The following is an 11,487-nucleotide window of genomic DNA, read 5'->3' as shown; positions in this document are numbered from 1 at the left end:
ATATGGCTACCAAGATAGGCATCCTCGGCTACGGTAATTTGGGGCGCGGCGCGGAGGCCGCCGTCAAGCAGAACGATGATATGGAACTGGTGGGCGTCTTCACCAGGCGTGACCCCTCCCAGCTGACCATCGCCACGCCCGGCGTCCCTGTCCGTTCCGCCGACGATCTCCTTTCCGGCGATCCGCTGGACATCGACGTGCTGGTCATCTGCGGCGGCTCGGCCACCGACCTGCCAGAGATGACCCCCAAGTATGCGGCCCGCTACAACGTGATCGACTCCTTCGACACCCACGCCCGCATCCCCGAGCACTTCCAGAACGTGGACCAGGCCGCCACCCAGGCCGGCAAGGTCGCCATCATCTCCGCTGGTTGGGACCCAGGCCTCTTCTCCTTGAACCGCCTCATGGGCAACTGCTTCATCCCCCAGGGCAAGGACTACACCTTCTGGGGCAAGGGTGTCAGCCAAGGGCATTCCGACGCCGTCCGCCGCATCGACGGGGTGATTGACGCCCGTCAGTACACCATTCCGGTCGAGTCGGCCCTCGAATCCGTGCGAAACGGTGAGAATCCGGACCTGTCCACCCGCCAGAAGCACACCCGCCAGGTCTTCGTGGTGGCTGAGGAGGGCGCTGACCGGGATGCCATCACCCAGGCCATCGTGACCATGCCCAACTACTTCGACGAGTACGATTCCACCGTCGAGTTCATCTCACAGGAGGAGATGGACCGCGACCACTCCGGCCTGCCCCACGGCGGCTTCGTCCTACGCTCCGGCGAGCTGGCCTCCGGCACCAAGGCCCTGATCGAGTACTCCCTGAAGCTGGAATCCAACCCCGACTTCACCTCCTCGGTCCTGCTGGCCTATGCCCGCGCCGTGGCCCGGCTCAACGCCGAAGGCCAGTCCGGTTGCAAGACCGTCTTTGACATCGCCCCCGCCTATCTCTCGGCCCACGATGGCGCCTACCTGCGCAGCCACTTCCTCTGAGCATTCAGCGGTCGGTATTGTAGGGAGGGTGCCTTTGAGGTGCCCTCCCTTTGTTAGAAAGCACACTGATACGCACATTAGGAAAAACGGTGAGCAAGCCCCCATATGGTGGTTGCTCACCGTTTCGTTTCCGGGCAAACGGATTCGCTGATTCCAACTGATCCTTGGGCGGTTCTAAGCACTCGGTTGGGCAGCGGGCAGACACTGAAGTGATCATGGGTGTCTACGTAGCTCAGAGCACAGTCTGTGGGGCCTACAGGGAGGCGCGGCGGACCAAGGACATGTGGAGGATCTTGGTGGTTGGGGGTGCTCCGGTGGTGCTGGCCAGGGCTAGTTCGGCGGCCTGGCGGCCCTCCTCCATGAGAGGCTGGTGGACAGTGGTCAGGGGTGGGTGGGATTGAGCGGCCAGCGGATGGTCGTCGTAGCCGATGACGGATACGGCGTCGGGAACGCTTATGTCGCGGGCGGACAAGGCGGCCATGACCCCGACAGCGATGCGGTCGGAGGCGGCGAGCACGCCATCGATGGTCAGTCCTTCGTCAAGCAGTTGATTGATGGCGTTGAAGCCAGACGACTCGTCCCAGCCGGTGTAGATGATGCGCTCATCGGGCAGATCCCTGCCATATACGCTTCTGTAACCCTTGAGTCGGTCGGGAACGGCTGGGTTTATGGCCGGCCCCATAATCGCCAGCACATTCCTTCTGCCGCGTTCCCACATGGCCCGGGCAGCCAGGGCCGCGCCTTCAACATCATCGGAGTACACGTTGGAGAAGATTCCCCCGTAGGGGTTGTATCCCAGCTGGCCGCAGAGTACGGCGGGCATGTGTATCTTCGCCATCACATCAAGCAGGTCCGTACCAATATAGGGCGATATGTCAATGACCGCGTCGACAATATGGCGTTCCAAATGCCGCTGGACACGAATCCGCTCCGATTGGGTGGAGGCCTGCATGAGGATCGGCAGGTAGGAGGATTGGGAGAGTTCCTCGGAAATCCCACGCAGGAAGGTTCCGTACGTAGGGTCCGACAGGAACTCATCCAGGGGCTCGGTAACCAGTATGGCTATGGTCTCCGAGTGCCCCATGGCCAGTGCCCGTCCCTGTGCGTTGGCTACGAACCCCAGTTTCTGTGCGATCTGCCGGACGTGTTCTGTGGTCCTCTTGCTGATGCGCGGAGACCCGTTCAGTGCCCGTGAAGCTGTGGACCGGGAAACTCCGGCCGCCTTTGCCACGTCGTGCAGGGTTACTCTGGGGTGTTGCTGTTTAACGACCATAAGACCCCTTTGTTAGCTCCCAACAAAACGCTATTGTAAGCATAAACAAGATTTGATTGGCGCAGATTAGCAAAAATCCGCCTCGCGGGCAAGATGGAAGCTAAGGAGAGGACCATGGGCATGGGCTCTGATTCGCGCCCGGTAATAGGTCGTGTGGCTTTGCTGGGTATGACTGTGGCTGCGGTATTCGATCTGCCGAACATCATCAATGGGAATGTCGCCATCGGTATGGTGGCGGCCCCGGCTTTCCTGCTGGTGACCATCCTCTATTTTGTCCCATTCGTCCTGGTCATCGCTGAATTCACCTCCCTTCATAAGGATGCCGAATCGGGGGTGTACCAATGGGTCAAGTACTCCATGGGCGGTGCCTGGGCCTATCTGGCGGCTTTTTGCTACTGGTTCGTCAACCTCTTCTTCTTTGCGTCCATCCTGCCCACCGTCATCATCAATGCGGAGTTTCTGGTGTTCGGCGAGAGCCGCGATCTGGGGAGGGTCTGGACCATACTTATCGAGGTGTCCATCTTCGCCATCACCACCTGGGTGTCCACTGGGGGAGCCAAATGGATAGGTTCGGTCACCACCTTCGGTGCCTTCGCCGCTTTGGGGCTCATGTTGGTGATCATTGTCGCGTCGGTGGCGGCTTTGGCTGGTGGGGTTCGGCCGGCGACTGAGATGTCTGCCTCGATGCTGGCGCCAGACCTCTGCAGCCTGGCGTCCATATGGACTTTTGTGGGGGCGCTCGCCTGGATAATCCACGGTCTTGGGGGTTCCGAGTCGGTCGGCGTCTTTATTAAGGATTTCAAGGGTGGGGTCAGGGCCTTCGTTTCGACCATCGTCATCGCCGGTCTGGCCATCGGCCTTTTTGATGCCACCACGTCCTTGCTGGTCAACGTCTTCGTGCCGGCCGGGCGGCTGCACCTGTCCACCGGCATCTTCCAGATCATGGAGGCCATCGGCGTATGGGTGGGTGTGCCCGCCTCCCTGACGGCCCGTCTGGTCGCCTTCATCCTGCTGGCGGCTTCCCTGGGGTCCTTGATGATATGGACCTCGGCCCCGGTCAAGGTGCTGTTCTCCGAGGTCCCCCATGGGATATTCGGCAGTCGCCTGGTTGAGTTGAACGAGCGGGGGGTGCCCTGGCGGGCCTCCTGGCTTCAGTTAGTCATCGTCTTGCCCATCCTCATCATTCCGGCGCTGGGGTCCGACACCCTTGATGGTCTCCTGCGGGTGGTGATCAACATGACCTCGGCCACGGCACTCATTCCCCCGCTGCTCATCATCCTGGCTTATTTTGTGTTCCGTCTGCGCTTCGATGGGCTTGAGAGACCCTTCCGCTTGGGCTCGCGCGCCTGCGGCATGGCTGTGTCGGTCTTCCTGCTGCTGGTATTCTCCGTGGTTTTCGTGGCCGGTACCCTCCCGGTCGGCCAGCCCCTGTGGCTGACCCTGGTCTACAACGTCGGGGGAGTGGTCGTCTTCATCGGTTCAGCCATGCTGTGGTATCTGCGCTACATGCGTAGACTACGCCGGTCCGACCCGGCCGCTGCGGCTGCGGAGCTACGTCCCAACGCGATGGGACCGGTCGGGTAAGAGCCGCCGGTTCGACAGCATTCCTGCCAAGCTTTCTGGATGGGGCTGTTGTGGTCGCTGCGGGTTTGCGCTATGGTTGCTTTGTGTTAGGGCGCTACCGGGTGCCCAGGATTCATTGCCATGTCTCGTTAGGTCTGAGCAGAGACATGGGGGTGGGTCCTTTTTTTGTGGTTCGCGCAAAAGGGAAGGAAGGTAAGGATAATGCCTTGGGTTTATCTGTTCCTGGCAGGGTTGTTTGAAGTGGTATGGTCCACCACCATGAAGCTGAGCGATGGCTTTGCCCATATTGGCTATACGCTGGCGACTATTGTCTGTTCCTTGTTCAGTTTTGTGCTCCTTGGCATGGCGACTAAGAATATTCAACTGAGTCTGGCCTACCCCATCTGGACCGGCATTGGCGCTGTCGGCAGCATTCTGGCGGGTGTCCTGCTCTTCAAAGATCCCATGTCTTTGAAGACCGGTTTCTTTGTGGCTCTGCTGATTGTCGGGCTGGTCGGTATCAAACTCACTGCCTGATATAGCCGTGCTGCCTGTCGGTGCAATCGGCGTCAAGGGTTGTGCCCACTACAGTTCTCATAGTTTGAAATGGCTCCCGGTCATAGGCCATGGATTGAACTGCTGACTGGCCTATCAGACTTCCGAGACCTTCAGCAGGGACTTGACGCTGGTGCGCTGGTCCATGGCCTGGTAGGCCTCGGCAATGTGGTCCAGGTCGTACGTGTCAGTGAAGACGCGCCCTGGGTTGATCGAGCCATCCAAAACCGCCTGAAGAAGGATCTGCCGGTCCCAGGTCCGCACTGAGGCCGGACCGCCGCGCAAGCCTAGGTTCCGGTAGAACATGGCTTCTGGGTCCACCTGCTCGTCATGGGGGACGCCTACCCGACCGATGACTGCCCCGTTGCGGGCGATGTTCAGGGCGGTGCTGGTGGACTGCTTGGACCCCACGCACTCCAGCACGGCATCCACACCCCAGCCATCAGTCAGCTCCTTGACCCTGTCTACGGCTGCCTGGTCGCGTTCCGCAACGATGTCGGTGGCGCCGAACTCGCGGGCCAGGGCCTGGCGGTCCTCATGCCTGGACAGGGCTATGATGCGGCTGGCCCCACGCAGCTTGGCGGATATGACCCCACACAGGCCCACGGCTCCGTCGCCCACCACGGCCACGGTGTCACCGGCTTTCACCTCGGCGGTGGCGGCCGCATGGTATCCGGTGGCCATCACGTCGGATAGGGTCAGCAGGTCTGCCAGCATGTCGTCGGAGAAGCTCCGTGCCCGTTCGATTCCGCCAGGTATGACTACAACAGTCCCGTCCGCCTTGGGTACACGCATGAATTCGGCCTGGGCTCCCAGCCCCCGCTCGCCGCTGTCGAAGAAGCCTCCCCTGGGGCAGGTTGCCTCGAAGCCGGCCTTGCATACCGGGCAGACCCCGCAGGAGTATGCAAAGGGGACGATGATGAAATCTCCGGGTTTGACGGATGTGACGCTCTGGCCTACCTGATCCACGACTCCGATGGCCTCGTGGCCTGTGGATGTGTTGGATTTGCGCGGGCTGATTCCACGGTACCACCACAGGTCGGATCCGCAAACACAGGCGCGGACCACACGCATGACCAGTTCGTCGGGGTTGCTGGGGGTCGGCTTGGGCACTTCCTCGCAGATGACCTGACCCGCTTGTTTGAAGATTGCTGCTTTCATGATGCTCACCCGTTCTTTCTCGCTGGAGCCATGCTGCCTCCAGCGGCCTGTGCTGGTGGTGTGCCAACTGCCGCAAAGCCTGTATAGCCTGGAAAGTTAAGTCTATGAACTTCAACCATCCATCTCAAATGCCTGTATAACATGAAAAGGTATGTCTCAAAGGCATATGTTGACCCGAATGGTGCGCGTATCCTCAGCGCATCGGTTACTCAAGGAGCGGGGTATGAATCTGCGGGTGCTGCGGTATTTCCTGGCAATAGTCGAAGAAGGCAGCATTTCCGGTGCGGCCCAGTATCTGAACATCGCCCAGCCCTCCCTGTCCCGGCAGATCAAAGAGTTGGAGACAAGCCTTGGTCACAAGCTCTTCGAGCGGGGGAGTCGGTCCATCACCCTGACACCGGCCGGCGTCCTCCTTCGTGACCGGGCCCGTGAGATTGTGCTCCTGGCTGATCGAACCGAGGCGGAACTCTCTGGTATGGAACAGACCATCGGCGGCACGGTGTACATAGGTGCCGGCGAGTCGGATGGCGTGCGTCTTCTGGCCCGGGCGGCCAAGGCGATGATCGAGCGTTATCCCAAGGCCAATGTCCAGCTCTTCAGTGGCAACGGCGAGGCGGTCACCTATCAGCTGGAGGCGGGACTCCTTGACTTTGGCCTCCTCTTTGAGCCGACCGACACCACCCGCTACTCCTATATTCCCCTGCCAACCGGTGACCGTTGGGGCCTGCTGATGCCCAAGGACTGCGAGCTGGCCAAGCAGCCCAATGTGTCGGCCGAGGATTTGCGGCAGCTGCCCCTGCTGGTGTCCGCGCAAACTCGCTTCGACAGGGAGTTCAGCAGGTGGGGCGAGCTGGCCCGTGAGGACTTGCACATCGTCGGCAGCTACAATCTGCTCTTCAACGCTTCGCTGTTCGTCTCCGAAGGCTGCGGGTACGCGCTCTGCCTGGATGGGATCATCAACGCATCCGGTGACTCCGATCTGATCTTCCGGCCCCTGGAACCCCGTCTGGTCTCGCATATGAACCTGGTCTGGAAATCCGACCGTCACTTCTCTCCGCTGGCCCGGGCCTACCTGAGCATACTGCGTGAAAGTCTGGCGCAATGAGTTCCGGTCGCCAGGCGCTCCCATGGTTCTGCCCGCTTCCGTCACGGATAAGGCTCCAGTGGGGTTGCCGGTAAGCGCCAACAGCATTCCGGGCGCCGTACGCTTGCCGCTGGCAACGGCGAAGAGCTGAGGGTGACCACTCAGCTCGTCCAGGCTTTGAGCACGTCCGCAGGCACCTTGGACGCGTCGAACCGGTAGTGACCGGTGATCGGCCGGCGTTTGGGACTGTTCAAGTAGTCGTTTTCCCGTTCCTTCTGCCCCATGTTGTGCAGGAGGAGGGGGACGCCTGACTGGTCTCGGCGGTCCGACACCACCCCGATATGCCAGCCATTGTCGAATACCACCAGGTCTGCCTGGCCCCACTGGTCATGGTCGGCCGTGTCATTGGTCAGGGTCTGCCCGTAGCGGCCAAGGAATATGCCCAGCACGCTGGCCCTGCGAAAGTCTATGTTTGGGTCGGGCCGGCTGATTGCGGCCGAATAGGCATCAGGGTGGCTGGCGATGTCGGCATCGACCATCGCCTTCAGATCGTAGCCGGCTGTGCGCAAGGACGGCCAGACCAGGTCGGTGCAGGCTCCGCGGTCGGCCGGAGGGTAGCCGCCCTGATAGTAGCCGCTGTCATAATGGGGGTGATGTTCGGCATCCTGCCGGGTCCCCGCGACGATGTCCGAATAGTCATCCACGCCGTTGTGGTTGTAGTCCACGGGACTGATGAGCTTGGGGGCGCGGTCGGCCATCTTTGGTGAGTCCGCTTGCTTGGAGGTCGCCGCTTCGCTTGGGCGGTCAACCCGAACTCGGTCGATGAGGCGGGCGGCCAGCAGGGCTGACAGGAGCAGGACCACCATCACAGCGAATGCCACCGCGATGCGTCGGCGCAGGTACCGGCCTTGTGAAGGCCTCATGGCGTGATGTTCTGGCTTGGTGGTGGTCATGGGCATGTTTCGGTTTGGAGCGAGGGGCAGTTGATGATGTCGAGCTTCTTGCACTGCTTGCCAGATAGGTTGCTTGTGTTCAAGGTGTTCAGGCAGATGGCGAAGTAGGCCACCATATGCCAAGGCTTAGTACCATTGTTGTTCGCCGTGATGAGGTAGGTCTTACTTTCCTGGTATTCCTCTGACCGGTCAATATGCTCCTGCCAGGATGTGTTGACCGAATCCGATTTCGTATGGGATTGCGGCAGGGATTCCAGCACTTCCTGCTTATATTGGGTTGATTTGGTGTCCGTATGCAGGAGCTGGTAGGGCGTGGTGATAGGTAAGCATGATTGACCTTGGTGTTCCTGGCGATCGTTGAGACAACCAGCCGTCGCTGCATTTGCCTTTACTGGTTGGAGTCCTGTGACATCTCTTGCAAACGAGCCTCAAGCTGCTGGTCGTTCAAGACCAGAGAACTCTTGAATCCGGGTGTGAACGTGTAGGCTGTGCCCTGCTCGATGCCCTCAATGAAGTTGTTGAACGCCTCGTCCGAACTGATGGCCAGACCGTGCTCCGATGTGTAGCTCATATCTCTCGCTCCTCTCGCCAGCTGTTGCCGCAAGTGTATATGAGGGTGACACCTTCCACTATGCCCCGGTTCAGGCCATAAGCGCAAGTCGCTGGTTTCCCGGTTTGATGTACCCGTTTGAGTGTACGGGTGAGGCCGTGGCGGGGCTTTACCATGAAGGCCTATGTGAACCTGGGCAGCTCACATCCGTGTGGGCAAGGGCGGCAGGGTCAAGCGCGACCGTGCCTTTTATCGAGGCCTCGGGTCCGGTAAAGTACGCCATCACCACAGACTGACGGACACACAATATGGCGTATAACCCTATAACCCAGCATTACAGGAAAACAGAAGCCCGGAATCGTTGTGATTCCGGGCTTTTCAGTAGCGGGGGCAGGATTTGAACCTGTGACCTCTGGGTTATGAGCCCAGCGAGCTACCGAGCTGCTCCACCCCGCGTCGGCTGCCTTGCAGCAGCTCTACCTACCTTAAAGGTCAGCGACAGAAAGTCAAGTTTCCGGCGAGTTTTTCTCAGAGAGGATTCGCGGAGGAGGTCTTCAACGGCCCGGAGGGGGATTGAACGCCTTATAGGTAATCTTAATACCCAGTGATCGAATCGGGGCGACATCCGCCCTCAAACTGAGCCATACTATGAGGTATGCCTATCAATATCCCCAGTGGCCTGCCGGCGCGGGCGATCCTCGATTCGGAGCGGATCTTCGCCCTTGAGCGCCCTGAAGCGGAGCGGCAGAGCATCCGCCCGCTCAAACTGGTGATCTTGAATCTCATGCCCAAGAAGATCGAGACCGAGACCCAGCTGCTCCGGCTCATATCCAAGTCGCCCCTGCAGGTCGAGATCGACTTCATGAAGGTCTCCAGTCACAAGTCAACACACGTGGCATCCGATCACCTGGTCAAGTTCTACGAGACCCTTGACGCCTTCCAGGACAACAACTACGACGGTCTGGTGGTCACTGGCGCCCCGGTGGAGCACTTGCCCTTCGAGCAAGTCGACTACTGGCAGGAGCTCAAAACCATTCTGGACTGGGCCTCCTCCCACGTCTTCTCCACCATGTACCTGTGCTGGGGCGCCATGGCCGCCCTCAACTACCGCTACGGGGTGCGCAAGGTGGACCTGCCACAGAAGGTCTTCGGCGTTTTCCCCCAGTTCCTCCAGGACGAGTATTGCTTTTTGACCAACGGCTTCGACGAGGTGAGCCTCCAGCCCCACTCGCGCATGGCAGGGGTCAGTGAGAAGGACCTGGCCGCCGACCCCCGCCTGCAGGTGCTCACCTGGGGGCCGCAAGCCGGCCCGGGACTGATCGCCACCCGCGACTTCTCCGAGGTCTTCGCCTTGGGGCACTGGGAATACGGCAAGACCACCATAGCCGAGGAGTACCGGCGTGACCAGGCAAGGGGACTGGCCAATGTTCCCCTCCCCAAGAACTACTTCCCCCATGATGACCCGACCCTGGAGCCCCTGTTTTCCTGGCGGGCCCACGCCAACCTGCTCTGGCGCAACTGGCTCAACTGGGTCTACCAGACCACGCCCTACGACCTGGCCGAGGTGCCGGGGCTGCGGGCCGAGGGGCGCTTGGGCACCGACCGCTCCATCCGTCATGACCCAGACAACCCCAGGTCGGATGGCTTCAGGCCCCTGCGGGCTGACGGCTACGGCCTGGTTCCGCCCGTTGAGAACTGCGGAGGCTGGCCGAGCTCGCTGGCCTCGCAGCCTCTGGACCCGACGAACGTCGGTTGACCTTCATCTCCAGCCCCAGCAAGCTTTTCACCCAGTTCAATATCCATGACGGCTGCATGTACTTATCCTCGCAGCTCCAAGTGCACACCATGGTCACCAAGATTCTTGAGTTCCCACTTGTCCGCTTTCCCGTCTTTGTTCATCCAACTTCAGTAGACAGTTCCGGCATACTGTATAGAAAGCTGCACAAAATTGTGTAAAGTGTCTATTTGAGGCCTGAAGAATCGCCGTGGAATCCTTCTCCTGTACGGTTTTTGAGCGTGACTTACATCACAGCACTCGGTAGTCGTAAAATCTTTCTCGGCTGTTCGGAGTCGAAAGCCAACCGGCTCTGGCGTGGCCGTCTTGGCAGACCCCTAAGTCACAGTGCTGCAGCTGATACCGCAACATTGATAGGATAGTGAAGCATCGTGCCCATGGAGGTCATGGGTGGGATAGACTGGCATCTGAAGCATGATCAGGAGGCGTGGATGGTTCAACCAAGCGGCGCGGTACTAGTGGCGGCTGAGAACGGCCCGGAACTCCCTTCAATACGCGACTTCCTGCCTGACCCCATTCTCTTCCAGGGCACCCCCTTCGCCATCAACCGCATCATCTTCGTGCGGCTCCTGGCCATGGTCATCATTCTTCTGGTCCTGGGCATCACCGCCTCACGGGCCAAGCTCATTCCCTCCCGTTGGCAGGGAGCCGTGGAATGGGTGCTTGACTTCGTCCGGGATTCCGTGGTCTACCAGGTCATGGGGGAGCTGCGGGGCAGGCGCTATGTGCCCATGATCACCACCATCTTCCTGACGGTGCTGGTCTTCAACCTTTGCGGTGTGATTCCTGGAATGAACATCGCGGCGACGGCCACCATCACCATGCCCCTGGTCTTTGCCCTCTGGACCCTGGCCCAGTATCTGGTGACGGGCATCCGGGAGCAGGGACTGTGGCCCTACCTCAAGCAGGAGCTCTTTCCCGCAGGTGTCCCCTGGCCGCTCTACATCATCCTGACGCCCATCCAGTTCCTGGAGCTCCTGGTCATCAAGCCGGTCTCCTTGACCATCCGACTCTTCGCCAACATGGTCGCAGGCCATCTGCTGGTGGCGGTCAGCCTAGCCTTCGCCCAGTACTACATCATCGTGGTCAGCAACAAGTGGCTGGCCCTGGCCGGTGTGAGCTGGTTCGGCCTGGGCTTTGCCCTGACGGCGTTCGAAATGTTCGTCGCGGCACTGCAGGCATACATCTTCGCCATCCTCAGCACCGTCTACATCAACCAAAGCTTCCCCGAGGAAGACTAATCCCAGGGCTTAACCAAGATTTTGCGAAGCCGGCACACACACCTGGAATCGCAGCGTAATCCACAACCGGAAACGGTATAGGAAAGGAACAACAATGGATATCATCACTCTGGCAGAGGTCACCGGCAGCATCAGCGTTCTGGGCTACGGCCTGGCCGCCGTGGGTCCTGGCATCGGCCTTGGCATCGTGGTCGGCAAGACCCTTGAGAGCATGGCCCGCCAGCCTGAGATGGCCAGCAAGCTGCAGACCGTCATGTTCATCGGTCTGGCCCTGATCGAGGTGCTCGGCCTGCTCGGCTTCGTCTCGCTCTTCGTCGTCTGAGCAG

The 11,487-nt window shown here is 60.1% G+C and carries 12 protein-coding genes and 1 tRNA gene; 7 read left to right on the top strand and 6 right to left on the bottom strand.

The annotated features are described in order from the left end of the window. Positions 1-2 precede the first annotated feature (2 nt). A complete protein-coding gene (locus tag CRD60_RS05445) occupies positions 3-986 on the top strand; it encodes a diaminopimelate dehydrogenase (protein WP_113860285.1) in 984 nt (327 codons plus the stop codon). 253 nt (positions 987-1,239) lie between these two features. Here the strand turns inward: CRD60_RS05445 and CRD60_RS05440 are convergent, their stop codons facing one another. Beyond that, positions 1,240-2,259 (bottom strand): LacI family DNA-binding transcriptional regulator, encoded by a 1,020-nt coding sequence (locus CRD60_RS05440; protein WP_113860284.1) that lies wholly within the window; start codon positions 2,257-2,259, stop codon positions 1,240-1,242. Positions 2,260-2,373: 114 nt separating this feature from the next. On the opposite strand from CRD60_RS05440, the gene CRD60_RS05435 reads away from it, so the two are divergent. Both CRD60_RS05435 and CRD60_RS05430 read left to right on the top strand, forming a co-directional pair. Beyond that, positions 2,374-3,843: an amino acid permease gene (locus CRD60_RS05435; RefSeq protein ID WP_201737222.1), complete on the top strand. Its 1,470-nt coding sequence runs from the start codon at positions 2,374-2,376 to the stop codon at positions 3,841-3,843. A gap of 201 nt (positions 3,844-4,044) precedes the next feature. After that, entirely contained in the window at positions 4,045-4,359 is a 315-nt protein-coding gene (locus tag CRD60_RS05430) for a DMT family transporter (protein ID WP_113860283.1), read from the top strand. A gap of 114 nt (positions 4,360-4,473) precedes the next feature. On the opposite strand, the gene CRD60_RS05425 is transcribed toward CRD60_RS05430, so the two are convergent. Further along, positions 4,474-5,538: a zinc-dependent alcohol dehydrogenase family protein gene (locus CRD60_RS05425; RefSeq protein ID WP_113860341.1), complete on the bottom strand. Its 1,065-nt coding sequence runs from the start codon at positions 5,536-5,538 to the stop codon at positions 4,474-4,476. A 223-nt stretch (positions 5,539-5,761) separates the two neighbouring features. Between CRD60_RS05425 and CRD60_RS05420 the strand changes: the two genes are divergently transcribed. Continuing rightward, complete coding sequence (locus CRD60_RS05420; protein WP_113860282.1) at positions 5,762-6,643, top strand: LysR family transcriptional regulator; 882 nt, start codon at positions 5,762-5,764, stop codon at positions 6,641-6,643. Between the two features lie 140 nt (positions 6,644-6,783). On the opposite strand, the gene CRD60_RS05415 is transcribed toward CRD60_RS05420, so the two are convergent. The 4 genes from CRD60_RS05415 to CRD60_RS05400 all read right to left on the bottom strand — a co-directional run bounded on the left by CRD60_RS05415 (position 6,784) and on the right by CRD60_RS05400 (position 8,581). Then, positions 6,784-7,575, bottom strand: coding sequence for a DUF1287 domain-containing protein (locus tag CRD60_RS05415; protein WP_236630856.1), 792 nt, complete (start codon positions 7,573-7,575; stop codon positions 6,784-6,786). Further along, positions 7,572-7,835 carry a hypothetical protein gene (locus CRD60_RS05410; RefSeq protein ID WP_113860281.1) on the bottom strand — a complete coding sequence of 88 codons (264 nt, stop codon included), beginning with the start codon at positions 7,833-7,835 and terminating at the stop codon, positions 7,572-7,574. Before CRD60_RS05410 ends, CRD60_RS05415 begins: the two co-directional genes overlap by 4 nt. A 128-nt stretch (positions 7,836-7,963) precedes the next feature. After that, complete coding sequence (locus CRD60_RS05405; protein ID WP_113860280.1) at positions 7,964-8,146, bottom strand: hypothetical protein; 183 nt, start codon at positions 8,144-8,146, stop codon at positions 7,964-7,966. A gap of 361 nt (positions 8,147-8,507) precedes the next feature. Continuing rightward, positions 8,508-8,581 (bottom strand) — tRNA-Met (locus tag CRD60_RS05400). A 199-nt stretch (positions 8,582-8,780) separates the two neighbouring features. Here CRD60_RS05400 and CRD60_RS05395 point away from each other — a divergent pair. The 3 genes from CRD60_RS05395 (at position 8,781) to atpE (ending at position 11,483) form a co-directional block, all read left to right on the top strand. Then, positions 8,781-9,881 (top strand): homoserine O-succinyltransferase, encoded by a 1,101-nt coding sequence (locus CRD60_RS05395; RefSeq protein WP_113860279.1) that lies wholly within the window; start codon positions 8,781-8,783, stop codon positions 9,879-9,881. Positions 9,882-10,351: 470 nt separating this feature from the next. Next, the gene (gene atpB / locus CRD60_RS05385; RefSeq protein WP_113860339.1) at positions 10,352-11,161 is read left to right on the top strand and encodes a F0F1 ATP synthase subunit A; all 810 of its coding nucleotides are present in this window, start codon (positions 10,352-10,354) and stop codon (positions 11,159-11,161) included. Between the two features lie 94 nt (positions 11,162-11,255). Beyond that, positions 11,256-11,483, top strand: a complete 228-nt coding sequence (gene atpE, locus CRD60_RS05380; RefSeq protein ID WP_113860277.1) for an ATP synthase F0 subunit C — start codon at positions 11,256-11,258, stop codon at positions 11,481-11,483. Positions 11,484-11,487: the final 4 nt, after the last annotated feature.

It is taken from the genome of Bifidobacterium aemilianum, from assembly GCF_003315635.1.
Classification (GTDB): Bacteria; Actinomycetota; Actinomycetes; order Actinomycetales; family Bifidobacteriaceae; genus Bifidobacterium; species Bifidobacterium aemilianum.
Note: the sequence above shows the minus strand (reverse complement) of the source record. Positions and strands in the feature narration are given on the sequence as shown.

Excerpts from the sequence above, each read along its gene's own strand:
- CRD60_RS05445 (WP_113860285.1), top strand. The coding sequence starts at position 3 with ATGGCTACCAAGATAGGCATCCTCGGCTACGGTAATTTGGGGCGCGGC.
- CRD60_RS05440 (WP_113860284.1), bottom strand. The coding sequence starts at position 2,259 with ATGGTCGTTAAACAGCAACACCCCAGAGTAACCCTGCACGACGTGGCA.
- CRD60_RS05435 (WP_201737222.1), top strand. The coding sequence starts at position 2,374 with ATGGGCATGGGCTCTGATTCGCGCCCGGTAATAGGTCGTGTGGCTTTG.
- CRD60_RS05430 (WP_113860283.1), top strand. The coding sequence starts at position 4,045 with ATGCCTTGGGTTTATCTGTTCCTGGCAGGGTTGTTTGAAGTGGTATGG.
- CRD60_RS05425 (WP_113860341.1), bottom strand. The coding sequence starts at position 5,538 with ATGAAAGCAGCAATCTTCAAACAAGCGGGTCAGGTCATCTGCGAGGAA.
- CRD60_RS05420 (WP_113860282.1), top strand. The coding sequence starts at position 5,762 with ATGAATCTGCGGGTGCTGCGGTATTTCCTGGCAATAGTCGAAGAAGGC.
- CRD60_RS05415 (WP_236630856.1), bottom strand. The coding sequence starts at position 7,575 with ATGACCACCACCAAGCCAGAACATCACGCCATGAGGCCTTCACAAGGC.
- CRD60_RS05405 (WP_113860280.1), bottom strand. The coding sequence starts at position 8,146 with ATGAGCTACACATCGGAGCACGGTCTGGCCATCAGTTCGGACGAGGCG.
- CRD60_RS05395 (WP_113860279.1), top strand. The coding sequence starts at position 8,781 with ATGCCTATCAATATCCCCAGTGGCCTGCCGGCGCGGGCGATCCTCGAT.
- atpB (WP_113860339.1), top strand. The coding sequence starts at position 10,352 with ATGGTTCAACCAAGCGGCGCGGTACTAGTGGCGGCTGAGAACGGCCCG.
- atpE (WP_113860277.1), top strand. The coding sequence starts at position 11,256 with ATGGATATCATCACTCTGGCAGAGGTCACCGGCAGCATCAGCGTTCTG.